Raw genomic sequence first — 25,014 nt, forward strand, 5'->3', positions numbered from 1 at the left:
AGGAGCAAATTAGCCGAAATAAGTCTACTTTTTCCAACTACTGGTGTCCGGACAGCCCAGCGGCACCGAATAAGTTTACTTTTTCCACTTAAGTTAGCACAGCCAGGTCGGCGCCCGCCCACAAGTCAGATTCACTCCAGCCAGACCGGTGCCCGCCCACAAGTCAGATTCACTCCAGCCAGACCGGTGCCCGCCCGCAAGGGCAGATTCACTCCAGCCAGGCCGGCGCCCGAACACAAACACGTTCTATTTCCCGGAGCAAGGCTGCTTTGAAGCTAGTTCCTTTTTCGTATGTCAACCGCTTGTCACAGGTCTGCGGGCCACGTATAATAAGGGAAAGAGAACGCTTTATTACACACATGGCCAATTTTTGGCTGAATGTTTATGGGGAAGGGAGACTGCTGCAGTGAAGGTACTTGGAGCAATTGAAGCAGGGGGAACAAAGTTTGTATGCGGGATTGGAAATGAGGACGGGACGATTATCGACCGGGTCAGCTTTCCGACTACCACGCCTGAGGAAACGATGGGGCTTGTGCTGGACTATTTTACCGGCAAAAATGTGGAAGCGATCGGCATAGGCTCATTCGGGCCGATTGATCCGGTGATTGGCAGCCCGACCTATGGCTACATTACAACCACACCTAAACCCCATTGGGGGCAATACAATCTGGTGGGAACAGTTGCCGGGCATTTTTCCGTGCCTGTCGGATTCGATACGGATGTGAACGGTGCGGCGCTGGGGGAATACAAGTGGGGAGCGGCTCAAGGGCTGGACAGCTGCCTGTATATCACAGTCGGAACAGGAATCGGAGCGGGTGCGGTAGTGGGAGGCAAACTGGTGCACGGCTTGTCCCATCCTGAAATGGGGCATATTCTTGTGCGCCGCCATCCGGAAGACAAGTTTGAAGGCTTCTGCCCTTACCACAGCGATTGCCTGGAGGGTTTGGCAGCAGGCCCGGCAATTGGCAAACGCTGGGGCAAGCCGGCAGGCGAACTGCCTGCGGATCATCCGGCGTGGGCGATGGAAGCCCACTACCTGGCGCATGCGCTGATGAATTATGTGCTGATTCTGTCACCGCAGAAGATTGTGATGGGCGGCGGTGTGATGAAGCAGAGCCAGCTTTTCCCGCTGATTCATGCCAAGCTTCAGGAGCTGCTGGGCGGCTATGTGCAGCATCCTGCACTGAACGAGGCTGTCGGCAGCTATATTGTTCCGCCTCAGCTGGGCGACAATGCGGGTCTGTCCGGAGCGCTTGGACTGGCTAAGCTGGCGCTGGACCGGGAGTAGTCTGAGGCCGGGGATAAGGCTGGATTGGTTTTGCGGCTTAATTTATCCTTTTATTTCGGCTGAAACGGTTACTGTTCCTATGAGGAACGGACAAGCTGATTCTAATTTAGTACAAAAAGAGATTGACTGTTTCTCAATATATGGGTATTGTAAGCATTAACAGTATAGCATTCCAGAGGAAGCACCTCTTTCACATCATTTGTGGGAGAGGTGCTTTTTTGTGTGCACATATAAGGCGGGATAAGCTTCACGCTCTATATCGGCCTTATATCTTCCGGTGACGGGTCTGGCTAAGGAACCGTTCATCCGGTGAGTAACGGGATTATGCATGCTGTAAGACAAGGAAGGTAGGGATTGGGATGCAGATTGTATTTATGAACCGTTTGTCGAGAATGTCAGGGGGGGATCAGGAGGTATTTGCCCAGCTCTGGATCGGGGAAGAAGAAGGCGTCTGGCGCCTCGGCTGGCGCGAATTCTCCGGCTCGGAGGATAACGGAGACAGCTTGTGGTATGAGGGCGGCTCCTGGAATGAGATGCTCTGCGTCTACCGGCATGAGCTGGCGGTGAAGATGGGCGATGGCTACCGGCCTCTAATCGATGGTGCCTTTCACGATGAAGACAGCTTGTCCGGCAGCCGCAATCAGGAGCAGCTTAAGCTGCAGTATTTCAGCGAGCAGCACGCCAATGAATCCGTCTACGAAGAGCTCTGCTCCTGGCGCCGGGGCAAAGCCTCCAGTGAGCGGAAAGCGCCTTACATTATTGCCAGCAACCGCCTGCTGCGGATGCTCAGCGCATTTCTTCCCCGTACCCTGGAGGAACTACTGCAGATTCCCGGCGTAGGCGAGGGCAAGGCCTCGCAATACGGCGAAGACTGGCTGAGCATCACCTCTGCCGCAGAGAGGGAGCATAGCTTTCCGCTGGGCTGGGTGCATGAAGCCGTTGACGAGGAGCATTTTGTTTCCTGGCAGTACAAGCAGAAGGAGCTGAAGTACAAGAAGCAGCTGGAACGGCTGCGGCTGCGCAGGGTTCTGCTGCAGGGAATCGGGGAAGGCCTTGGCATTGAGCAACTGAAGGCACTGAGCGGAATAAGCCGCCGCGAGGTGCTTGAAGCGGTAGAGGAGCTTGACAAGGACGGATATTCCGTCGAAAAGCTCATTGCTCTCGAGCTTGCTGAGGTATCCTCCAGCGAGCAAGCCAGTGTATGGGCCGCCTATGAACTGATGGGTGATACCTTTCTCAAGCCTGTACTGTACAAAGCCTACGGGGAAGGGTTCTCGCCTGCGGAAGGCCTGGATATGTATTATGAACGCCTGCGGCTGATCCGCATCCGCTACCGGCGGGGGCAATCCGCTCAGCTGGAAGCGGCGACGAATTTATAATTGCCTAATGTCTGTGTCCGCAGGAAATTCAACGGGGGCTTGCCCCTATTTCTTAACTTCAGCTAATGACTGCACTATATAATTGAACTTGAGCTTTTTGATTTCGGGTTTGTCCGTGGCTACGGATTTCAAGTTCAATCCACATAATTCGCCTAGTTCCGGCATCCCCACAGTGTGGCTGCCCCGCCCTGGGTCAGAATATACTACAGAGCCCTGTGTTTTCGGCTGAATGCCGTTGGGGCCCTCTTTAGGAGAAGGCCTCTGGGGACTCCCTTTAGGAAAATGCCGTAATTTGGAGTAAACTACAGGTATTCCGCATATAAAGGAGATAAACCTATGATCGTAACATTAACGGTTAACCCCAGCGTAGACGCCAGCACAGGTATTGACAGGGTTGTTCCCGACCATAAGCTGCGCTGCCGGGAGGCATCCTATAAGCCGGGGGGAGGCGGGGTCAATGTGTCCCGGGCGATCCACAGATTGGGCGGGGAGTCCTTGGCTTTGTATGCATCGGGCGGACTGCACGGGCAGCTGCTGCATGAGATGCTGGAGCAGGAGGGTGTCGGGCACCAGGAGATCCCGATTTCGGGGCAGACACGGGAAAATCTGATTGTTGTGGAAGAATCCACGGGCCAGCAATTCCGGTTCGATATGCCCGGCCCGCACTTTATCGAGGGCGATTGGCAGCAGTGCCTGGAGCAGCTGAAATCCCTGGGAGAAAAGCCGACCTACATTGTGGCCAGCGGCAGTCTGCCTCCAGGATGTCCGGCGGATTTCTACGGCCGTGTAATTGAAGCCGTGAAGCCTTGGCAGGCGCGGGTGATTGTCGATACCTCGGGAGAAGCGCTGCAAAAGGCGGCTGATGCAGGCGTATACCTGCTCAAACCGAATGCGCGCGAGCTTGAGGAACTGGCCGGACATTCCATTACAGGGGATGCAGAGGTCCGGGCGGCTGCGTTGGAGCTGATCGAGCAAGGGCGGACCGAAGTGGTGGTGGTGTCCCTTGGCGGCGAGGGGGCATTGCTGATTACCAGAGAGGGCTGCGAGCATCTCAAGGCCCCCGAAGTTCCCGTGCTGAGTGTAGTAGGGGCAGGGGACAGCCTGGTGGGCGGGCTGGTCTACAGTCTGGAACGGGGCTGGCCGCTGCGCCGGGCCGTTCAATTCGGAATCGCCTCCGGAGCGGCGGCGGTAATGAATCCGGAGCGTCAGCTGTGCAAGCGTGAGGATGCAGAACGGTTGTTTAAGCAGATTGAAGCAGCGGATGCAGAGTTCCTGAAATAAACCAAAAAGACGAAGGTTTCCTTGCCCGCGGGCAGTGAAGCCTTCGTCCTGCTTATTCGTCCATTGATGTTCATAGCCAATCCTTTTTGCGGAAAACAACCAGCATGCCGCAGCCGAGCGTTACCATGACAGCAATAACTCCATAATAGCCGTATTGGGAATGGGTCTCGGGAATGTTATCAAAGTTCATCCCATAAATACCGGTAATCACGGTAAGCGGCATGAATATTGTGGTGATCGCGGTGAACACTCTCATGATCTCATTGGCACGGTTGGCGATACTGGATTGATAGGCTTCACGTAAGTTCCCCATGAGATCGCGGTACGTTTCAAACGTTTCAGAGATCTTGACCGCATTTTCATAAATATCGCTGAAATACTTCTGCAGCTGATCATCGATCAGGCGGAGGTCCTTTTTGTTAAGGGTGTTGATAACTTCCTTCTGTGGCCCCAGCATCTTCTTCAGCCAGAGAATTTCACTGCGCAGACCAATGATTTCGCTCAGATGCGATTTCTTGGTATGCATCAGGATATCCTCTTCCAGCTTCTCAATCCGGGCTTCAATCCGGTCGCCGACGGAGAAATAATTGTCTACGACAAGGTCGATCAGCAGATACAGGAAACGGTCAGGCTCGCTGACCTCCTGCTCCCACAGAATGGGTTTCAGCACGCGCAGCTCGTGAATTTTTTGCTTGGTTACGGTGATAATGAAATGTCTGCCCAGAAACACGTTGAGTGCACGGAGAAAAATCTCTTCATCATCAAAACGGATGCTGTTGACTACAATAAAATAATGGCTCTCGTAAATTTCCAGCTTCGGGCGCTGATCCTCTTCGCTGAGGCAGTCCTCCACAGCCAAATCATGCAGATTGTATAAGGGCTGAAGCAGCTCCAGATCCTCAACATCCGCATCAATCCAATAAAATCCCTCAGTTGGGGCAGTCAATGTTTCTTCAATGTCATCTACAGGCGTAAAAACCCCTGCGTTTACCAGCCGGATTTTCATCTGATCCACTCCTCTTGACCCTGGTCTTCTCCAGGGCCTGTGCTAAATTAAGGCACAGGGAAAAATCAGCTTGGCCGGTGGTACAGTCAATGTATAAGGCCAGATGACGGTTCGAGGGCATGAAGAAGAAATGCTCCCGCCGCCGGCAAGCTGATGTTAATCCTGTGTGGTTGTTCTTTCTGGACGCTTAACTGCGAACTCGGGTCGCCTTCCATTCTTCTCTCACCTCTTCTTTTCGTCAGGTAGGGGCTGTGAAACCCTTGTCTAGTATAACCCCCGGGTATGGGTCTTTCAAGCTAAATTCTTGTCGCTTTTCGGACCAATAGCATTGTATGGACTTGACGAAAAGGAGGTTCATGATTTAAAGTAAATTTTAAGAAAAGCATTTAACGTTATGTGACTTTTTCTCAATTGAATACAGCGAAATCTTATCAAGAGCAGGTGGAGGGACTAGCCCGATGAAACCCGGCAACCGGCGTGTGAACGCACGGTGCTAATTCTTGCGGAAACTTTGTATGGGAAGCCTGTCCGGCTGCCCGGTACAAGTTCTCTGGCAGATGAGAGAGGCGCATATGACTGCAGATATATGACCTTTCTCACATGAGAAAGGTCATTTTTACATTGACATCAAAGAAGGAGTGGAAACCAGAAATGCCGATAAAAATTCCCGACAGCCTGCCGGCCAAAGAAGTATTGTCCGGAGAAAATATTTTTGTAATGGATGAAAGCCAGGCCTTCCACCAGGACATCCGCCCGCTGCGCATCGCGATCCTGAACTTAATGCCTACAAAGGAAACGACAGAAACGCAGCTGCTGCGTCTGGTCGGGAATTCACCGCTTCAAGTGGATGTTGTGCTGCTGCACCCAAGCTCCCATACCTCGAAGAACACTTCGGCGGAGCATTTGAAGAGTTTTTACAAAACCTTTGACGAGATCAGCGACCGCCGCTTTGACGGGCTGATCATCACCGGCGCTCCGGTGGAGCAGCTCGAATTTGAAGACGTGAATTATTGGGAAGAACTGAAAGTGATCTTCGAATGGAGCAAGCATAACGTGACCTCGACCATGCATATCTGTTGGGCGGCACAGGCAGGACTCTATCATCACTTTGGCGTGCGCAAGGTGAATCTGGACGAGAAATGCTTCGGCGTGTTCCCGCATACCGTGAGTCAGAATAATGTAAAGCTCATGCGCGGCTTTGACGAGGTGTTCCATGTTCCGCATTCCCGGCACACGGATGTCTCGCGTGAAGATATCCTGGCCAATCCCGAACTGCAGATTCTGGCCGAATCGGAAGAAGCCGGGGTGTATCTGGTTTCGACGCTTGACGGCAAGCAGATTTTTGTGACAGGGCATTCCGAATATGATCCGTTTTCGTTAAAGTGGGAATATGACCGGGATATCGCCAAAGGAATGGATATTGCGATTCCGAAGCATTACTATCCTCAGGATGATCCGCTGCGGACACCGCCGGCAGTCTGGCGTGCCCATGCCAACTTATTATTCTCTAATTGGCTCAATTACTATGTATACCAGGAGACTCCTTACGATATAGACCAGGCGGATTATTTAGTATTCTAAATATATAGAAGAGAACACCACACTTAGGAGGCAGCAGCAATGGATGAAAAACTGAGGATTGAGAGCAGATTGGCGCAGATAGGTTCACAGGAGGACCCGGCTACGGGGGCAATTAATTATCCGATTTACAATGCGACGGCATTCCGTCATCCCAGACTTGGGCAGAGCACGGGGTTTGATTATATCCGTACCAAGAATCCTACCCGCTCGGTGCTGGAAGAAGCTGTGGCAGAGCTTGAGTCCGGGGATGCTGCCTTTGCCTGCAGCTCCGGGATGGCTGCGCTGACAACCGTGTTTGCCTTATTTGGACAAGGGGATCATTTAGTGGTTTCGCTGGACCTGTACGGCGGGACCTACCGTCTGCTTGAACGGATTCTCTCCAAATACGGCATAAGCGCCTCTTATGTGGATACGAACGATCTGGACGGCCTGGAGGCTTCACGGCGTCCGAATACCAAGGCTGTTTTTATCGAAACGCCTACCAATCCGCTGATGATGATCACGGATATAGAAGCTGTCTGTACATGGTCCCGCCGCCATGGGCTGCTTACGATTGTGGACAATACGCTGCTGACGCCTTTTTTCCAGCGGCCGCTGGAGCTGGGGGCGGATATCATCGTCCATAGCGCGACCAAATATTTGGGAGGGCATAACGATGTGCTTGCCGGACTGATCGTAACCAAAGGCACCGAACTGTCTGCGGAAATGGCCATTCTGCACAATTCCCTGGGCGCAGTGCTTGCGCCGAATGACAGCTACCAGCTGATGAAGGGCATGAAGACACTCGCGCTGCGCATGGAACGGCATGAGAGCAATGCGCTGGCGCTGGCCCGCTATCTGCTGGAGCATCCGGCAATCGCTGAGGTCTTTCATCCGGGGCTTCCTGACCATCCGGGGTATGACATCCAGAAACGCCAGTCCTCGGGCAACACCGGAATCTTCTCCTTCAAGGTAAAAGATGCCGGATATGTCGAGCCGCTGCTGCGCCATATCCGCCTGATTGCCTTCGCCGAAAGCCTCGGCGGGGTGGAGTCGCTGATGACCTATCCGGCGGTGCAGACCCATGCAGACATCCCGGTGGAGATCCGCGACGCTGTCGGTGTGGATGACCGCCTGCTGCGTTTCTCCGTCGGGATTGAGCATGCGGATGATTTGATTGCCGATCTCGGACAGGCGCTGGAAGCGGCCCGGACCGAGCTGGAAGAGGCATCTGCCGGCACAGCATCGGCAGCAGAATAATAAGCTTAACAGCGGCGCCCCACCCGGGCGCCGCTGTTTTTTTGACAACAAAGATATATTGGGGTCGCAGCAAAGGTTTCTCAAGGCGTCCGGATTGTGATACGATGGAAGAACGAGCTTATTCAAATGTTGTACAAATTTAATTCATCCATTTTATAGTATAGGCGTAAAAAAGGAGGCTGCGAACGATGAGCGCGATTGATCTGATTCTGGACAAAACGCTGAAGGGCGAACGGCTCGGGCTGGAGGATACGGTCCGGTTGTTTGAAAGCAACGAAATTGAAAAAATGGGCGCTGCCGCTGACATTATCATGAAACGCTGGCACCCCGACCCGCTGGCTACATTCGTTATTGGCCGCAATATCAACTATACGAATGTATGTGATGTGTACTGCCGTTTCTGTGCCTTTTACCGCAGACCGGGCTCTGAGGAAGGATATGTGCTGCCCGACGAGACGATTTTTCAGAAAATCCAGGAAACCATTGATGTGAATGGTACAGAAATTCTCATGCAAGGCGGAACCAACCCCAATCTGCCATTTAGCTATTATACGGATTTACTGCGTGGAATTAAGCAGCGTTTCCCGGAGATCACCATGCATTCCTTCTCCCCTGCGGAGATTATGAAAATGGTCGAAGTATCCGGTTTGCCGCTGGAGCAGGTGGTCCGCGAGATTCACGCTGCAGGTCTGGATTCCCTTCCCGGAGGTGGTGCAGAAATTCTCGATGACCGGACCCGCCGCAAAATCAGCCGTCTCAAAGGCTCCTGGCGGGAATGGATGGATGTCATGCAGACCGCGCACAAGATCGGCATGAACACCACGGCAACCATGGTTATCGGCCTTGGCGAGAGCATGGAGGAGCGGGCGCTTCATCTGCTGCGGGTCCGTGAGGCCCAGGATGAGTGCATCGCGAACAAATATGACTCCGAAGGGTTCCTGGCGTTTATCTCCTGGACCTTCCAGCCGGATAATACCAACCTGAAGCTGGACAGACAGACCCCGGAAGAATACCTTAAGACCGTGGCTATCAGCCGTCTGGTGCTGGACAACATCAAAAACTTCCAGTCCTCATGGGTTACGATGGGGCCGGAGGTCGGCAAGCTGTCCCTGCAGTATGGCTGCAATGATTTTGGCAGCACCATGATTGAAGAGAATGTAGTATCCTCAGCGGGGGCAACCCATAAGGTCAACATCGAGTCGATCACCCAGATCATTCGTGAAGCAGGCAAAATCCCTGCGCAGCGCAACACGCGTTATGATATTCTGCGGGTGTTCGACGATGCGGATGCGAAGATTGACAATGATTTTGTCATGCAGAACTAATTATTTAATAAAATTCAAAAGATTTATCACTTTATGTGTGAGATTTTTTTGCGGAGTCTATCCTTGTGGAATTCCTCTCTGGGAATTTACAAAGATAGGCTTTTTTTGTGTTATGTAAATTTTCATAGGCATTTTACCCAAAATTAACGGTCGAAATGTGATATTTTACACAACTATTACTTAGATTTAATGCATTTTGCTAGATTCATATTTTTGGGTATGATACAATCTTGCGGTCAGCATAAGTAGGAATACGAAACATATGGGGAGGATATCTGACTTATGGGAGAAAGAAGATGGAACAAGCCGATAGCTTCTATATTGGCGACCACCGTTCTGGCAGCACAAGTGCTGGGCGGAGTTTTTGCAGTTCCGGTTTTGGGAGCGGGCAAGGCAGAAGCCGCAGGCGCTGAAGCAGTTGATCCGGGAACTCCGGGGACAATTAATCTGCGTTTGATGAGCACCACGGATGTTCACACGAATGTATACGGGTGGGACTACTTCAAAAATGCGGTTTCCGCTTCAGTAGGACTGGACCGCACATCAACACTGGTAAAGGAAGCACGAACCGAGCAACCGAACAATCTCCTGCTCGACAACGGTGATTTGATCCAGGGAACTCCGCTCGGGACCTACATGGCGAAGGAATCGGGTTTTGAAGAAAGCGCTGACCAGATTCATCCTCTTATCGCTGCGATGAACGTAATGAAATATGATGCTGCGACATTTGGCAATCATGAATTCAACTATGGATTGAACTATCTGGACCGCACGATCAACGGAAGTGCAGCCGATAAATCAAATACAGATGCGGATTTTCCTTATGTAAATGCGAATATCTATAATGTTTCCGATGGCAAAAATACGTTTGAACCGTATGTTATTATTCCTAAAAAGGTGACCGACAGCCAAGGCAATGAGGTAACGATTGATGTAGGCCTCCTGGGTCTGGTAACTCCGCAAATTATGGATTGGGACAAGGTGAACCTTGAAGGCCGGGTGATCACCAAGGATATTGCTGAAACTGCGGCAAAATTTGTTCCTGAAATGAAGGCGAAAGGCGCCGATGTTGTCATCGCAATGGCCCACACTGGTTTTGATGCCGCAGCGGTTATTGGAGACGGCTCGGAGAATGACATTAATGCTCTGAGCAAGGTTCCAGGCATTGACGCCATCACCTTTTCCCATACGCATAAGGTGTTCCCTACGAACGGGGATGACACCAAATTGGATGCTTCCTTCAAGGATCCAGCTACCAAGAAGCCTTATGATTCCGCTGTGGCCAAGATTGATAATGTCAACGGGCATATCAATGACACTCCGGCAGTTCAAGCGGGTTATGGCGGGGGGAATTTGGGTCTGATCGATTTGAAGATTGTTTCCGACGGCAGCAGTTGGAAAGTGGACAAGGCAGCTTCGAAGGCCTCGACACGCTCCATTGCTGGTGTAGAAGTTGATCCTGCTATTGATGCGGTGGCCGGAGCTGCCCATGCTGCCACAATCGAATATGTAAATCAGCCATTGGGCACAACCATTGCGCCAATGAACAGCTATTTTGCTCTGGTACAGGATGATCCGACCGTTCAGATCGTAACCTATGCCCAGCAGCAGTATGTTTCGAATTTGGTCAATACCGATGCTGCGTTGGCCAAGTATAAAAACCTGCCGATTCTCAGCGTAGGTGCACCGTTCAAAGCGGGACGCAACGGGCCTGAGGAATATACTGAAATCAAAGCAGGCGACCTGACGATTGCCAGTGCAAGTGACCTGTATCTCTATGACAACACACTAAAAGCGATTGTGGTCAAGGGTTCGACTGTGAAGGAATGGGTTGAGATGAGTGCAGGTGCGTTCAACCGCATCAAGCCAGCCATCTCCACTCCACAGCCGCTCTTGAATTCGGCATTCGCTGTCTACAACTTTGATGTCATCGATGGTATCCAATATACAATTGACGTAACCAAAAATGCGAAGTACAAGCCGGATGGAACGGTTAATGATGCTTCTTCCAGCCGTGTGACTTCCATTACCTATGGCAACGAACCTTTGAATCCTGAACAGGACTTCATCGTTGTTACCAATAACTACCGTGCAAGCGGCGGCGGGAACTTCCCGGATGTTAAAGGTGCGCAGATGATTATTGATTCTCAAATGGAAAACCGTCAAGTTCTGATGGATTATATCAGTGCAGCCGGAACAGTGAATCCGACAGCTGACAACAACTGGTCGATCGCTCCAATCCAAGGTAATGTCAACGTGACTTTCACATCTTCTCCAAAGGCTGCGGCTGTTAAACCTGACAATGTTACAGACACAGGAAATAAAGATATCAAAGGGTTTGAAATTTACAATCTCAACCTAAAACAAAACGTTCCAGCTCCAACCGGAGATGTTGAGGTTCACCTACTGGGAATCAATGATTTCCATGGCCAATTGGATACAACTTCCTATGTAGGCAGTGATGCTGTGGGTACTGCTGCAACTCTCGCAGCTTACTTGAAAAATACCCGTTCCCAATATGCCAATTCTCTGCTGTTCCACAACGGTGACTCTGTAGGTGCATCCGCTCCCGTATCCTCGCTGGAACGTGACGAGCCGACGATGGAATGGATGAACCTGATGAAATTCGACGTGGGTTCTCTGGGTAATCATGAATTTGACCAGGGCGTTGAATCCATGAAGACACAGATTTATGGCGGTAAAGATCCAAAGACCATCAATAACACCAGTATCGTTCATAAAGGCGCTGATTTTGACTATATCAATGCCAATGCGATCGACAGCTCCACTGGAGTGCCGATTATCAACCCTTACGTCATCAAAGAAGTGGGCGGCGTAAAAATCGGATTTATCGGTGTGGTTACCAAAGCCACTCCAAGCAAAGTATCTCCAGCCGGCACAGCCGGTGTGAAATTCCTAAGTGCAAGTGAAGAAGTTGAAGCGATTGAAAAGTACGCTGCCGAGCTGCAAAAGAAAGGTGTGCAGACTATCGTTGTTCTTGCCCATGATCCGGCGACAACCAAAGGTGATTCGACAACGGGCGAAGCGGCTGATTTGGCAAAAGCTCTTCCTGCGGATTCTCCGGTTGACGTTGTGGTAGCAGGCGACAATCATGGATTTGCCAACGCGATCGTAAACAACAAGCTGATTGTTCAGGCTTATTCCTACGGAACGGCATTTGAAGACATCAAATTGGTTATTGATCCAATAACACAAGATGTTAAGAGCAAATCCGCTACGGTTACCAGCACGATTCAAAAAAATGTGACACCGGATAAGGAAACCCAAGACTTGGTTAACTACTACCTGAACAAGCATCCGGAGCTAACCAAGCCTGTGGGAACTACAGATGGTACGATTACCCGTACAGACGCTTACAATAATGAATCCAATCTCGGCAACCTGATTGCCGACGCAATGCGCCAAGCCGATTTCGGTGACGGCAAAGGCTCTGCTGATTTCGCCTTCATGAATCCGGGTGGCATCCGCGCCGATCTTCCGAAAGGCAATGTATCTTTTGGCGACCTGGCGAAGGTCCAGCCATTCGGCAACACGCTGGTGAAGCTGACGCTGACCGGTGAGCAGATCAAGACCCTGCTTCAGCAGCAATGGGGAACCAAAGCTGACGGAACGGCTGACACCAAAACCCTTCAGATCTCCGGTCTGAAATATACTGCAAATATGTACCTGCCGGTGGCTGACCGGATTGCCAGCCTGACCAAAACGGACGGAACACCGATCAGCATGACACAAAGCTACACGGCAGTGGTCAATAACTTCATGGCTGCGGGCGGCGACAACTATAGTGTACTGACCAAAGCCAGTGAATCCCTGGCAGGTCCGATTGACCTGGATGTTTTCTATGATTACGTTAAGAAGACGTTTAAGGGCGGCCCGATTACAGCCGCGATTGAAGGCCGGATTACGAATAATCTGACAGCTTCAACACCTGCTCCGGGTCAAGGCGGCGGAGGCGGAGGAGGGACTGCCCCAACAGCAACGCCAAAACCTACGGCTACGCCTGCACCAACTGCAACGGCAACACCTGCACCGGCTGCAACGGCAACTCCTGCCCCTACAGCAACGCCTGTAATCACTTTTGAGGATTTGGGCAAAGTGGCTTGGGCTCAAGAGGCCATCAACGCTTTGGCGGCCAAGGGAATTATTAAAGGAATAGACGGCAAAAACTTCGCACCGAACAAAACAGTAACTCGCGCAGAATTTGTAACGATGCTGGTTCGTGCACTGGACCTTGCTCCTTCAGGAGCAAGCACCAAATTCAGCGATGTGAAGCAAGGGGTATGGTATACCGATGCCATTGCTGCTGCTGTTAACGCCGGTATTGTAAAAGGCTCCGGCAACGGCAAGTTCGAGCCGGGCCGTGAAGTGACCCGTGAAGAAATGGCGCTTATGATCGCGGCTGCACTTAAGGATCAATTGCAGTCTATCGACACAGCATCTGCATTGGCCGGCTTTGGCGACAAGTCGAAGATCGCATCCTATGCTCAAGAGGCTGTAGCACAGCTTACACAGCTAGGCATTGTCAACGGGGTGGATGGACAGAAATTCGCACCGAAGAGCGATGCTACCCGTGCCCAGGCTGCGGTGATCATTTACCGTATGCTGGAGAAGAAGGCTTCCTAAGCTGTAAATATGAAATGAAGTCATAATCTGAAAAAGAGCTCCGCCCATCGAGTTGATGGCAACGGAGCTCTTTTTTGTAAATATTACGCCAGAAATTATATGTTTCACGCTACAAATCATCCTTATATTCTCGCTGAAACGATACCGTCCTTTTAAGGGACGGCGAAGCCGTTTCTGCTTGCGGAAAAGACTAATTTTCCTGCTGATTCGGACTCAGGAGCACCTGCAAGGGTGAATTTGTAACGCGGTGGCAGAATACGGCGAAGGGCGGTTTGCCCGGAAAGAACGGCAGAAATGCCGTTGTTAGAGCTTCGCAAGTGCTAAGTTGGAAAAAGGGAACTTATTTCTCCTTAAAATGAACAATTATGAAATTTAAGTGGAAAAAGGAAACTTAATTGGGACATATTCCTCCGTCAGGAGCGAAATGAGCTGAATTAGTGGTCCTTTTTCCACTTCACCTGCGGAGAACAGGGTGCCCAAGCAAATTAGTTACCCTTTTTCCACCTGGAATTGCCAAAGGGTTCATAAAGTATTCCCAAGGCAACGCTAAACTGAAATCCAAAACGGCTTCCTTTTCCAGTCAAGTACGGCGTAGCCGTTTCTACTTGACAGGTAGGAATATGGTTTGCGTTACTTAACGGCAGCTTCCCACTTGCAGCGGATCGGGGAAACAATCGCATTTTCTTTTTTCAGCTCGGTGAATGCCTTGTCGATGGCTTTGCGTTCCAGACCGGACAGCTTTTCAACCTCGCCTGCGCTGAGCGGAGTTTCCGATGCCTTAATAATATCGTATACCTGTTCCTTAACACTCATGTGTTTCCACTTCCTTCTTCATTAGTAGTATTGAATATAGCCTTTGATAGTTTTGTAGTATAAAAGAAAACGGGCAAATATGCAGTGATTTTTAGGTTTACATTCATATCCAAAAGTGATATCATAATTATATCAAATACATATCTTATGGAGGTGCCTTTCATGAAAGAAAGAACATTGCATCCGGTCAGCGGTTTTTTGGTTATTGCGCTTATTGCCATCTGTGTGGCAGGGGGGATTTATGGTGCAGTTTATGATTATGCTGCAGTTCCCGTAATCCTGTTCGTCTTAGCCGGTGTGCTTTGTACGAGTATTACGGTAGTACAGCCGAATAAGTCAGTCGTGGTTACCTTTTTTGGTAAATATGTCGGTACCATTGTCAACAGCGGACTCTTTGCCGTCATTCCGTTCAGTATCCGCAAGACCGTATCCCTGCGGGTGCGTAATTTCAACAGTGTGAAGTTGAAGGTAAATGATGTCGAGGGGAACCCGATTGAGATTGCTGCAGTTATCGTATTTAAGGTTGTCAATTCGGCCAAAGCGCTGTTTGATGTAGACAAATATATGGCTTTTGTAGAAATTCAGAGCGAGACAGCGCTGCGGCATGTGGCCAGCCGGTATCCTTACGACAATTTTAACGAGTCCGGGATGTCCCTGCGGGCGAATTCAGATGAAATCGCCAAGGAGCTGGCAGCGGAGCTGCAGGAGCGTCTTTCCTTATCCGGTGTTGAAGTCATTGAGGCGCGCCTGACGCATCTCGCGTATTCGACTGAAATCGCCAGCACCATGCTGCAGCGCCAGCAGGCTTCCGCCATCCTGTCCGCACGGCAGATTATTGTTGAGGGTGCCGTCGGCATGGTGGATATGGCGATCCGCCAGCTGAAAGAGAGCGGTGTAGTAGAGCTTGATGAAGAACGCAAGGCGGCGATGATTAACAATCTGATGGTAGCGATTGTGTCCGAGCGCGGAGCGAGTCCGGTCATTAACGCCGGCTCGTTATACTAAGGACGGTTCATCATGGCGGCCAAGAAGAGCTTCCCGCTGCGGATCGATCCCGAACTGCACGAAGCGCTGGAACGGTGGGCGGGAGAAGAATTTCGCAGCGTAAATGGACATATCGAGTATTTGCTGCGTGAGGCTTTGAAGCGCGCAGGCCGCTTGCCTGAACGGAAACGCCGGGAAGAATAGAGTGGCAGGGCAGAAGGCGGCTTCTGCCCTGAATTTTTTTGGCGGTGGTATTGCGGATGATAATTGAAGGGATTGACTTGACGGAACGCCGGAGGCAGAATTATAATTACACATGATTCATGTTAACAGCGTTGACGAAGATAGGGATTGTTACTATAGGACCGCTTCAGAGAGAGGGAACTTCAGGCTGCGATTTCCTCCGGTATCCGGTAACCGATCTACCCCTTTGTAGCTGCGGTTATGAACTCCAGGGTGCTGTCTGCGGACAGCCTGCAGGGATAGTAAGAACCGCCGGTTCATGGCCGTTATTCCCATGCTGATGAAGGATTCTTGAAGGCTCGGAATCGAATTTGGGTGGAACCACGGGTGCAATCACTCGTCCCTTTGCGGGACGGGTGTTTTTTGTATGTATTGGCTCGCAAAACTAAGGCTTTCGATCCTCACAAAACTTTCAGGGGGAATAATCATGTCGGTAAATATTAAGCTTCCGGACGGCTCGGTCCGGGAATACGCGGATGGCAGCAGCATTGACGATGTAGCGGCTTCGATCAGCAGCGGGCTCCGCAAGAATGCGGCAGCAGGCAAGCTGAACGGGGTTGTTGTAGACTTGGCAACGCCGCTGCAGGAAGGTGCGCTGGTGGAGATCGTGACCCTGGATTCGCCGGAAGGCCTCGAAGTGATGCGCCACAGTACTGCCCACTTGATGGCGCAGGCGGTACGGCGCCTGTTCGGAACCAAGGAGGTTAAGCTGGGGGTAGGTCCGGTAATCGAAGACGGCTTCTACTATGATATGGATCTGGAGCACCCGCTGAATCCGGAGGATCTGCTGAAGATCGAGAAGGAAATGGAACGTATCGTATCCGAGAATCTGCCGATTATCCGCAAAGAGGTCAGCCGCAAGGAAGCGCTGGAGCGTTTCGGCGAGCTGGGTGATCCGTATAAGCTGGAGCTGATCGAGGCGCTGCCTGAGGATAGTGTGATCACGATTTATGAGCAGGGAGAGTTCTTTGACCTCTGCCGCGGTCCGCATGTCCCTTCCACAGCGAAGATCAAAGTATTCAAGCTGATGAATGTAGCCGGAGCTTACTGGCGCGGCGACAGCAAGAACAAGATGCTTCAACGGGTATACGGAACAGCCTGGATCAAAAAGGCACAGCTCGATGAGCATCTGCGTCTGCTGGAGGAAGCCAAGAAGCGCGACCACCGGAAGCTCGGCAAAGAGCTGGAAATCTTCACCTTCAACCAGCTGGTAGGCCAGGGTCTGCCGATCTGGCTGCCCAAAGGCGCAAAGCTGCGCAGTATTCTGGAACGTTATATCGTCGATCTGGAAGCCAGCCTAGGCTATCAGCATGTATACACTCCGGTGCTTGGCAACGTGGAGCTGTACAAAACTTCCGGGCACTGGGAGCATTACCAGGAAGACATGTTCCCCAAGATGACGATCGATACTGAAGAATTCGTCCTCCGCCCGATGAACTGCCCGCATCATATGATGATTTATAAAAGCTCGATGCACAGCTACCGCGATCTGCCGATCCGTATCGCTGAGCTTGGCACGATGCACCGCTATGAGATGTCCGGCGCGTTGACAGGTCTGCACCGCGTGCGCTCCATGACGCTGAACGATTCCCATATCTTTTGCCGTCTGGACCAGATTAAGAGCGAGTTCACCCGTGTGCTGGATCTGATCAAGCGGGTATACAGCGATTTCGGTATTCACGATTACCGTTTCCGCTTGTCCTACCGCGATCCGCAGGATACCGAGAAATATTTCCAGAACGATGAAATGTGGGAGACTGCACAGCGGATGCTGCGCGAAGTGGCTGAAGAAGCCGGCCTGCCGTTCTTTGAAGCGGATGGGGAAGCCGCGTTCTACGGTCCGAAGCTGGACGTGCAGATCCGGACGGCGCTGGGCAAAGAAGAAACATTGTCCACCGTACAGATCGACTTCCTGCTTCCTGAGCGCTTTGAGCTGGAGTATGTCGGCGATGATGGCCAAAAGCACCGTCCGGTCGTGCTTCACCGCGGTATCCTCGGTACCATGGAACGTTTTGTAGCCTTCCTGCTGGAGAACTTTGCCGGTTCCCTGCCGCTCTGGCTGTCCCCTCAGCAGGTGAAGATCATTCCGGTATCCTCGGCATTTGATGATTACGCCAAGGATGTTGAAGCAAAGCTGCTGGCCAGCGGAATCCGGGCCGAAGTGGACCTGCGCAACGAGAAAATGGGCTACAAGATCCGGGAAGCACAGCTGGAGAAGCTGCCTTATATGTTCGTGGTCGGGGAAAACGAGATGAACGCGGGAAGCGTTTCGATCCGCAAACGCGGCGAAGGCGATATCGGTGCCCAGCCGCTGCAGGAAGTCATCGCCACATTGGTTAAGGAAGTTGCGGAGCGTGTAATCTAAGCTGCTGCCGCAGACATCCTGATAGTGTTATTGCCATTTATAAGCCTCTGTCATATGCCCCCTGCGTCCGTTACCTTACGGCTGCAGGTATAAAATTTTGTGAAACGGGAAACCTTCGCTAATAGGGGGAGGTTTAACTAATGAACAAAATGGGCTTATGCCAGAGGTTTTGGTGTCTTTTCGTCACTATTGTACTTTTGCTGACTGCTGCCGGAGTCTATCCTGATTTTGGGCGCAAGCGGGTGGAAGCTAACGGGACGGGAGACACTGCAAATCAGCTAAGCAGTACAACAAAGTCACTTGATCCGCAATATACAAAGGATGCTGTACCGTTCAGCAGTGCCAGCAGTCATGCTCGGAATGACATGCTTGCGGTTGGCCAAGCCGCGCTGTACGCTCAGGGGGAGTCCGTTTCCAGAGGGGTTTCCCGTTCGGAGGCGCTCGCCCAATCGGGCCGGCCGGCAGCGGCTCAGGCTCCCGGGCATCGGGCAGCTCCACAGGCAGTCCAGCCATCGGCGAAGCAGCCGCTGCGGCCTGCATCCATTCAGGTAGCGGCACCTGCGCCGGAGCAGATTATCTCTTCTTTAAAAGTAACGGCTACAGGTTATACAGCAGGTTATGAGTCTACAGGTAAAACCGCAAAACATCCGGAGTACGGCATCACCTATTCAGGTGTCAAAGTCCGCCGGGATAAAAATGCCGTATCGACCATTGCCGCCGACCCGAAAGTAATTCCGCTTGGCAGCGTGCTGTATATACCCGGCTATGGCTATGCGGTTGTAGCGGATACAGGTTCGGCCATTAAAGGCCGGAAGATCGATCTTTATTTTAGCACCACCAAGCAGGTCTATAAGGAGTGGGGTAAAAAGACGGTAGTGGTTCAGCTCATTAAGCGGGGGAACGGAAAATGTACCGAGAACATGCTGAAGAGTCTGGGACAGGCCATCCAAACTTATAATGCCATTCCGCAGGATCTGCTGGAGGAAGTCATTTAGATTCGCCGTATACACCGGCAGTATGAATTTTATTTCACTTAGTCATGAATAATAATGCCTTGCCCTACTCATAATACGGACTGGGGCAAAGCAAAGCCTCTTTCGTTAGAATCTCGGACGCAATCTGAAATCAGGCTGCCAAGAGACAAGGGAGGTGAGTTCCGTGGCTACTTCTAAAAAACCAAAGGTCCAAGAAAACTATAAAACACCTAATGAAAAATTCAATGCTGAGTTTGCTGTTGAAAATGACGGCGCATCGAAGCAAAGCATTGCCAAACCGGTCCAAAAACCACAGCAGTAATGCTGTTGTCTAGGCTTTTGGAGCAATAGCTTTCGAATTGCATCTGCTATTTAATCGGCTGTCCCGATCCCGTTCAGTTCCTGAGCGGCGGGGCGGCCTTTTTATTGCGCTAAAAATTTACTTTATTTCCCAAACTACTCAGTCCAGAGACTGAGTCAAGTTTCCTTCTCCCGGCGCTGTTCTCCGGCCGCCTGTTCCTGTAGACTAAGGCTATAAGATTGAACGAAGTGAGCTACATCAATATAAAGGGGAAATGAAGGATGAAAAGACGATTCACCAGCCAGATCCTCGGGGGGCTGATCCTGATTGGACTGGGAGCGATGTTTCTGCTTAGGCAGATGGGGTACACGGATTTCAACGCAGGTTCTTTGTTCGCCGATTATTGGCCGGTTATTCTTATTGTTATGGGTGTACAGAATTTTCTGTCCACCAATGACCACGGCAAGGGATCATCTGTGTTTTGGGGCTTCTTTTATCTCGCGCTTGGGGTGTTTTTCCTGGGCCGCAACCTGGATTGGTTCTATGTATCGGCAGGTGATTTCTTCAAATTGCTGATACCCGTTATGCTGATCGGCGGGGGGCTGTATGTCATCTTCAAACCGCGGAACCATACTCCTCCCGTTCCTCCGGCACCGCCAGCACCGCCAACTTTTTATCCTCCGGGACCCGGGAAAAGCTCTTTCGATGTGGAACCTCCCAAGCCTCTTGAATCCACACTCGATGAGCAGTTCGAGCAGAAATTCGGCAAGCCTGAGGGCAAGCGGGATTGGAACGAGTATCTGCAGAAGGATGATGAGGACGAGGATGAGGACAACGGGCATATCCGCTCTTCGGCAGATTCACGCTGGCAGGAAAAGCATGAGCGGCACGAACGCAGACGCCAGGAGCGTCACGAGCGCCACGCCCGCCGGCATGGCGAATGGCATGGCAGATTTAACGATACGGATGATGCTAAGGAAACGACGCACCGCTCCGCTTTTATCGGGGATGTTCATATGGGCAAGGACCATTTCCAGCTCAAAAATACGAATATTTCGCAGTTCATCGGCGACACCGTGCTGGATCTGACCAATGCGCAGATTCCTTACGGGGAGACCAAGATTAATATCTCTGCTTTTGTAGGGGACATCAAGGTCTACGTGCCGGAAGACATGAATCTGGGAGTTAAGGTCAACAGCAGCTCTTTTATCGGAGACATGCAGGTTCTGGAACAATCACGGAGCGGGTTTATGAGCAATGTTCAATGCAAGACCCCTTATTATAAGGAAGCCGGCAAAAAAGTCCGCATTAATGTCAGTGCCTTCATCGGCGACATCAAAATCAAAACGGTAGGTTAGGCATGGTGAAATTGCTGAGCAATACCAAATGGATGCTGCTGGTGTATTTTCTTCTTAGCGGCGGTGTAACCGCTGGACTTATGTATGCCGGAACATGCCTGGGCTATATCGAGGTTCAGGATTACCGCATGTGGCTGTATCTCTGCGCGGGGATTGTACTGTTCACGGTTATTGTCGGGTATATGGCGGGCCAGCGGATTCAGCGGCGGATTGATCTTCTGGACCTGAATATGCTTCAGGTAGCCAAAGGCAATCTTTCGGTCCGGATGCCTGAGAGCGACGACCAGTCTTTTACCAGAGTGTACCACGAATTCAACATGATGATGGACACGGTGGAGAATAAAATGCAGCTGCTGCAGCGTTTGGGCGAGCAGGAAGTGATCGAGAAGGAAAAGGCAGCGGAGAGTGCGGTACTTGAAGAGCGCAGGCGTATGGCCCGGGATTTGCATGATACGGTGAGCCAGCAGCTGTTCGCGATTCATATGTCCGCTTCTTCGCTGCCTAAAGTGCTGGAACGGAACGCAGAGCACGGCAAGACCGTTATGGATCAGCTGATTACCATGTCCCAAATGGCCCAGAAGCAGATGAGAGCCCTGATTGCCCAGCTTCGGCCGGTGGAACTGGAGGGGCGCAATCTTTTTGAAGCGCTGGAGAAATGGTTCCCGGATTACTGCCGTCAGAATGGACTTAAAGGCGTGAAGGAGCTTGAGCTGCAGGGTGAGCTGTCCGAAGCGATTGAGCATCAGCTGTTCCTGATCATACAGGAATCGATGGCGAATATCGTCAAGCATGCAGGCGCGCGTATGGTCAGTCTGTCGCTGCGCGAAGTGCCGAGACAAGTGGTGCTGAGCATCAGCGATGACGGCCAGGGCTTCGAGCATGTGCAGCATAAGCAAGGCTCCTACGGGCTGACAACGATGCGGGAACGGGCGGAGAAGCTCGGCGGACAGGTGGAAATCATCAGCCGCAAGGGGGCGGGGACCACGATCCGCGTACATATACCCAAATTTTTGCAGGGCGGTCCGGAGCCGGAGAGCGCCAGTGCGGCCGAGGGCTGACCATGAGAGCCTGAAGAGATATGCTGGCAGCTCCATAAAACTCTGAGGAGGATAAACATGAGTATCATTAAAGTTCTGCTTGTTGATGATCATGATATGGTCCGGATGGGCCTTAAAACATATCTTATGCTGGACCCGATGTTCGAAGTCATCGGAGAGGCGGCGAACGGGCAGGAAGCGCTCAATATGCTCCGGAACTGGGGGAAGGAGGCGCTGCCTGACCTGGTGCTGATGGACCTGATGATGCCGGTGATGAACGGCGCAGAGACTACCCGGGCTGTACTGGCCGAATTTCCGGGCCTCAAAATCGTCATTCTTACCAGCTTCCTGGAGGATGATCTTGTCGTGGATGCCATTGAAGCCGGGGCGGTGAGCTATGTGCTCAAAACCGTCTCGGCAGAGGAGCTGATCTACGCGCTGCAAGGCGCATTCCGCGGCATGCCGGTTATGACCGGCGATGTGTCCCAGGCCCTTACCCGGGGTATCCGCCAGCGGACGGTGCAGGGAGATTCCTCCGGCCTTACGGAACGGGAGAAGGAAGTGCTGCTGCTCATTGCTGAAGGCAAGACCAACAAGGATATCGGCGAGGAACTGCATATCAGCATCAAAACCGTAAAAACGCATGTCAGCAACCTGCTGATGAAATGCGAGCTGGATGACCGTACCCAACTGGCGATATATGCCCACCGCAAAGGCTGGGCGCAGGGTTGAATATGCTGAAACTTAGTATAATTACCAGTTGATTGTTTGAAACCCTCATGGATCAAGGATTTCGCCAATGCAGCAGGTTGAATTCTTAAGTTCACTCTACTAATAGAGCAATTTGCGCGAATAGTTTATAGGTAACTACTTGACCTGACCTAACTGGAAAAAGGCCTAACTGCACTTCATACAGCTATTTCGAGTGAATGAGGCAATGATTTCATTTTTACTGTATTTTGTACAACTAACTTTGGGTCAAAGGCTGACTTCCATGCTTTTTCGCAAAAATAAGTGTACCAAATACAATTAACCTTTGGGATGCGACAACATCCACTATTTTAAATGTACGAAATACAATTAAGGGTCCGGCGCGTTTTGTGCGCTCGGGCCTTTTTTCGCTTCCATTCGCGAATATCATAGCGAATATCGGATCTCTGCTACCCTGCAAGGGGCCCGTGTGGTAAGAGCGGAAAGTTTACGGCCGCCTTTAAACTCGTGTTCCACCCGCAGGGTCAATTCAAAGGAACACGAGTTTAACAGCGGTGCAGCCTGACACACGGGTTCCCGTAACCCTATTTATCTTTTATCTCCGTTTAAATTGTTTTTAATGTGACCTTAAGGTTTAAAGTACAAAATAAGACCAAGAAAACAAATTAACCCTTGCCGGATAGCGCAAGGTGCGGGAGGAAAGATAAACATGGACGATAACAAAAACAACTATGGCCGCGAAAACAACTTTAATCGTGATAATGAACCCTCGCCGGAGCGGGAATGGGATAGCAATAGCAGCAGCAATAATAATGAATCTACTGAATCCGGCTCTTCCTACTATTACTCTTACGGACCTTTCAAATCGCTTAACAAAGATGAGATGAACCCGGATGATCCGCAGCACTATAGCCGCCGGGAACCGGAACATGTAGAGGTTACGCCTCCACAGCCGGTCAGACCGGTACCGTACAGCACCTCGATCCGCACAACCGGATTTGACGGCAATGGCGGACGGGGCGGCAGCGGCGGGAATGGAGCGGACGGCGGCAACGGCTGGCAGTATAACCACAAACCGAAGAAGCCGGTAAAAGCGGTGCTGCTCTCTTTTCTGGCCGGTATGGTGGTTCTCTCCGGTTCCATGTTCATGGCCGATCGCGGCAACTGGTTCACGGGGGACCCGGTTACTACGGCAACTGTATCGAACACTGCGGCGAAGACGGCTAACGGCAGCGCGGATGTCACACCTGCAACCACGACAACTTCGCTGCTCACAGGCACAACGGATGCTTCGAAGGTAGTGGATTCCGTTGGACCGGCAGTCGTCAAGATTGAAACTTTGGTGAAAACAAGCTCCCGCCGAAACTCAACCAATCCAAATTTTAGCGATCCGTTTTCACAGTTTTTCTTCGGTGATCAATTTGGCGGCAACAGTTCTTCCGGCTCAGGGTCGGACTCGAATTCAGACTCGAATTCCGGCGCGAATTCTTCCCAGCTCACACCTTTCGGAATCGGAACAGGCTTTATCTATGACTCCGCAGGGTATATCTTGACCAACCAGCATGTAGTTGACAACGCAGATGTAATTCAGGTAACTGTAGATGGCAATACTAAGCCATATGAAGCCAAGCTGCTCGGCTACAGCAAGGATCTGGATTTGGCGGTGCTGAAGATTGAAGGCAAAAACTTCCCGACCGTACAGCTTGGCGATTCTGACAGCATCAAGGTCGGCTCTGAAGTGGTGGCTATCGGGAACCCGCAGGGTTTTGACCATACCGTTACGGCTGGTGTGCTCAGCGCCAAAAACCGCAGCATTGACATCAACGAAGAAGACGGCAGCGGCACCCGCAACTACAAAAACCTGCTTCAAACAGATGCATCCATCAATCCTGGTAACTCCGGCGGCCCGCTGCTTAATCTGAATGGCCAGGTTATCGGAATGAACGTAGCCGTAAGCACGGATTCTCAAGGTATTGGTTTTGCCATTGCGGTAAATACCATTAAAGAGGTTGTTGACAAACTCGAAGCCAACCAGGAAATTCCTAAAGAACCAGTTCCGTTCATTGGCGCATCACTCATGACCATTACCGATGAGGTCGCGAAGCAAATGGGTACGGATATAAAAGAAGGCTCCGTCGTAGCGGAAATCATCTTCAAATCGCCGGCCTACACCGCTGATCTGCGCCCTTACGATATTATCACAGGTGCTAACGGCAAGAAGTATGCAACCAGCCAGGATTTGATTACCTACATCCAGACCCTCAAAGTGGGTGACAAAATCACGCTCAACGTTGTACGCGACGGCAAAACGCTTGAACTTCCTGTAACTATCGGCAATAAAAACGACTTTAACACTTCTCAGACTCAGAAGCAGTAACAGACAACGGACGGTGAAGTGCAGAGCGGAAGGGGAGACCCTTCCGTTTTTGCTGCACTGGCTGCTAATGCTAGCAATCATGTTACAATAGAGATATACGATTTGGAC

18 protein-coding genes and 1 riboswitch are annotated in these 25,014 nt (G+C 51.3%); of the genes, 16 read left to right on the top strand and 2 right to left on the bottom strand.

What is annotated here, in order from left to right:
• Positions 1 to 406: 406 nt before the first annotated feature.
• From PRIO_RS10365 to PRIO_RS10375, 3 genes are all read left to right on the top strand, one after another.
• The gene (locus PRIO_RS10365; RefSeq protein ID WP_046502203.1) at positions 407 to 1,288 is read left to right on the top strand and encodes an ROK family protein; all 882 of its coding nucleotides are present in this window, start codon (positions 407 to 409) and stop codon (positions 1,286 to 1,288) included.
• 359 nt (positions 1,289 to 1,647) lie between these two features.
• The gene (locus PRIO_RS10370) at positions 1,648 to 2,667 is read left to right on the top strand and encodes an HRDC domain-containing protein (protein ID WP_046502206.1); all 1,020 of its coding nucleotides are present in this window, start codon (positions 1,648 to 1,650) and stop codon (positions 2,665 to 2,667) included.
• A 336-nt stretch (positions 2,668 to 3,003) separates the two neighbouring features.
• Positions 3,004 to 3,948, top strand: coding sequence for a 1-phosphofructokinase family hexose kinase (locus PRIO_RS10375; RefSeq protein ID WP_020432664.1), 945 nt, complete (start codon positions 3,004 to 3,006; stop codon positions 3,946 to 3,948).
• 70 nt (positions 3,949 to 4,018) lie between these two features.
• Here PRIO_RS10375 and corA read toward each other — a convergent pair whose 3' ends face one another.
• Positions 4,019 to 4,954: a magnesium/cobalt transporter CorA gene (gene corA, locus PRIO_RS10380; RefSeq protein WP_020432663.1), complete on the bottom strand. Its 936-nt coding sequence runs from the start codon at positions 4,952 to 4,954 to the stop codon at positions 4,019 to 4,021.
• 425 nt (positions 4,955 to 5,379) lie between these two features.
• A riboswitch (SAM riboswitch) is annotated at positions 5,380 to 5,518 on the top strand.
• Between the two features lie 87 nt (positions 5,519 to 5,605).
• On the opposite strand from corA, the gene metA reads away from it, so the two are divergent.
• The 4 genes from metA to PRIO_RS10400 all read left to right on the top strand — a co-directional run bounded on the left by metA (position 5,606) and on the right by PRIO_RS10400 (position 13,743).
• Positions 5,606 to 6,535 carry a homoserine O-acetyltransferase MetA gene (metA, locus tag PRIO_RS10385; protein ID WP_020432662.1) on the top strand — a complete coding sequence of 310 codons (930 nt, stop codon included), beginning with the start codon at positions 5,606 to 5,608 and terminating at the stop codon, positions 6,533 to 6,535.
• 39 nt (positions 6,536 to 6,574) lie between these two features.
• Positions 6,575 to 7,774 (top strand): aminotransferase class I/II-fold pyridoxal phosphate-dependent enzyme, encoded by a 1,200-nt coding sequence (locus PRIO_RS10390; RefSeq protein ID WP_020432661.1) that lies wholly within the window; start codon positions 6,575 to 6,577, stop codon positions 7,772 to 7,774.
• A 188-nt stretch (positions 7,775 to 7,962) separates the two neighbouring features.
• Positions 7,963 to 9,099 (top strand): cyclic dehypoxanthinyl futalosine synthase, encoded by a 1,137-nt coding sequence (gene mqnC, locus PRIO_RS10395; protein ID WP_039838354.1) that lies wholly within the window; start codon positions 7,963 to 7,965, stop codon positions 9,097 to 9,099.
• Positions 9,100 to 9,381: 282 nt separating this feature from the next.
• A complete protein-coding gene (locus PRIO_RS10400; RefSeq protein ID WP_046502212.1) occupies positions 9,382 to 13,743 on the top strand; it encodes a bifunctional 2',3'-cyclic-nucleotide 2'-phosphodiesterase/3'-nucleotidase in 4,362 nt (1,453 codons plus the stop codon).
• A gap of 630 nt (positions 13,744 to 14,373) precedes the next feature.
• Here PRIO_RS10400 and PRIO_RS10405 read toward each other — a convergent pair.
• Complete coding sequence (locus PRIO_RS10405) at positions 14,374 to 14,556, bottom strand: hypothetical protein (RefSeq protein WP_020432659.1); 183 nt, start codon at positions 14,554 to 14,556, stop codon at positions 14,374 to 14,376.
• A gap of 162 nt (positions 14,557 to 14,718) precedes the next feature.
• Here PRIO_RS10405 and PRIO_RS10410 point away from each other — a divergent pair, with 162 nt between their 5' ends.
• The 9 genes from PRIO_RS10410 to PRIO_RS10445 all read left to right on the top strand — a co-directional run bounded on the left by PRIO_RS10410 (position 14,719) and on the right by PRIO_RS10445 (position 24,906).
• Complete coding sequence (locus tag PRIO_RS10410) at positions 14,719 to 15,561, top strand: SPFH domain-containing protein (RefSeq protein WP_020432653.1); 843 nt, start codon at positions 14,719 to 14,721, stop codon at positions 15,559 to 15,561.
• Positions 15,562 to 15,573: 12 nt separating this feature from the next.
• Positions 15,574 to 15,744, top strand: coding sequence for a type II toxin-antitoxin system antitoxin (locus PRIO_RS34780; protein ID WP_020432651.1), 171 nt, complete (start codon positions 15,574 to 15,576; stop codon positions 15,742 to 15,744).
• Positions 15,745 to 16,210: 466 nt separating this feature from the next.
• Positions 16,211 to 18,148: a threonine--tRNA ligase gene (gene thrS / locus PRIO_RS10420; RefSeq protein WP_020432649.1), complete on the top strand. Its 1,938-nt coding sequence runs from the start codon at positions 16,211 to 16,213 to the stop codon at positions 18,146 to 18,148.
• A 365-nt stretch (positions 18,149 to 18,513) separates the two neighbouring features.
• On the top strand, positions 18,514 to 19,143 hold the full coding sequence (locus PRIO_RS10425) for a 3D domain-containing protein (protein ID WP_081487322.1): 630 nt from the start codon (positions 18,514 to 18,516) through the stop codon (positions 19,141 to 19,143).
• 163 nt (positions 19,144 to 19,306) lie between these two features.
• Entirely contained in the window at positions 19,307 to 19,444 is a 138-nt protein-coding gene (locus tag PRIO_RS36005) for a hypothetical protein (protein WP_020432647.1), read from the top strand.
• 260 nt (positions 19,445 to 19,704) lie between these two features.
• Entirely contained in the window at positions 19,705 to 20,781 is a 1,077-nt protein-coding gene (gene liaF, locus PRIO_RS10430; protein ID WP_020432645.1) for a cell wall-active antibiotics response protein LiaF, read from the top strand.
• Positions 20,782 to 20,783: 2 nt separating this feature from the next.
• On the top strand, positions 20,784 to 21,839 hold the full coding sequence (locus PRIO_RS10435) for a HAMP domain-containing sensor histidine kinase (protein WP_020432643.1): 1,056 nt from the start codon (positions 20,784 to 20,786) through the stop codon (positions 21,837 to 21,839).
• Positions 21,840 to 21,896: 57 nt separating this feature from the next.
• Positions 21,897 to 22,550, top strand: coding sequence for a response regulator (locus tag PRIO_RS10440; RefSeq protein WP_020432641.1), 654 nt, complete (start codon positions 21,897 to 21,899; stop codon positions 22,548 to 22,550).
• Positions 22,551 to 23,238: 688 nt separating this feature from the next.
• Positions 23,239 to 24,906 (top strand): S1C family serine protease, encoded by a 1,668-nt coding sequence (locus PRIO_RS10445; RefSeq protein ID WP_046502217.1) that lies wholly within the window; start codon positions 23,239 to 23,241, stop codon positions 24,904 to 24,906.
• Positions 24,907 to 25,014 lie beyond the last annotated feature (108 nt).

It is taken from the genome of Paenibacillus riograndensis SBR5, assembly GCF_000981585.1.
GTDB lineage: Bacteria > Bacillota > Bacilli > Paenibacillales > Paenibacillaceae > Paenibacillus_AQ > Paenibacillus_AQ riograndensis.

Bases quoted from the DNA above. Each gene is read 5' to 3' on its own strand.
- PRIO_RS10390 (WP_020432661.1), top strand. From the start codon at position 6,575: ATGGATGAAAAACTGAGGATTGAGAGCAGATTGGCGCAGATAGGTTCA.
- PRIO_RS10375 (WP_020432664.1), top strand. From the start codon at position 3,004: ATGATCGTAACATTAACGGTTAACCCCAGCGTAGACGCCAGCACAGGT.
- PRIO_RS10400 (WP_046502212.1), top strand. From the start codon at position 9,382: ATGGGAGAAAGAAGATGGAACAAGCCGATAGCTTCTATATTGGCGACC.
- PRIO_RS10410 (WP_020432653.1), top strand. From the start codon at position 14,719: ATGAAAGAAAGAACATTGCATCCGGTCAGCGGTTTTTTGGTTATTGCG.
- mqnC (WP_039838354.1), top strand. From the start codon at position 7,963: ATGAGCGCGATTGATCTGATTCTGGACAAAACGCTGAAGGGCGAACGG.
- thrS (WP_020432649.1), top strand. From the start codon at position 16,211: ATGTCGGTAAATATTAAGCTTCCGGACGGCTCGGTCCGGGAATACGCG.
- PRIO_RS10425 (WP_081487322.1), top strand. From the start codon at position 18,514: ATGCTTGCGGTTGGCCAAGCCGCGCTGTACGCTCAGGGGGAGTCCGTT.
- PRIO_RS10445 (WP_046502217.1), top strand. From the start codon at position 23,239: ATGGACGATAACAAAAACAACTATGGCCGCGAAAACAACTTTAATCGT.
- metA (WP_020432662.1), top strand. From the start codon at position 5,606: ATGCCGATAAAAATTCCCGACAGCCTGCCGGCCAAAGAAGTATTGTCC.
- liaF (WP_020432645.1), top strand. From the start codon at position 19,705: ATGAAAAGACGATTCACCAGCCAGATCCTCGGGGGGCTGATCCTGATT.
- PRIO_RS34780 (WP_020432651.1), top strand. From the start codon at position 15,574: ATGGCGGCCAAGAAGAGCTTCCCGCTGCGGATCGATCCCGAACTGCAC.
- corA (WP_020432663.1), bottom strand. From the start codon at position 4,954: ATGAAAATCCGGCTGGTAAACGCAGGGGTTTTTACGCCTGTAGATGAC.
- PRIO_RS10405 (WP_020432659.1), bottom strand. From the start codon at position 14,556: ATGAGTGTTAAGGAACAGGTATACGATATTATTAAGGCATCGGAAACT.
- PRIO_RS10435 (WP_020432643.1), top strand. From the start codon at position 20,784: ATGGTGAAATTGCTGAGCAATACCAAATGGATGCTGCTGGTGTATTTT.
- PRIO_RS10370 (WP_046502206.1), top strand. From the start codon at position 1,648: ATGCAGATTGTATTTATGAACCGTTTGTCGAGAATGTCAGGGGGGGAT.
- PRIO_RS10440 (WP_020432641.1), top strand. From the start codon at position 21,897: ATGAGTATCATTAAAGTTCTGCTTGTTGATGATCATGATATGGTCCGG.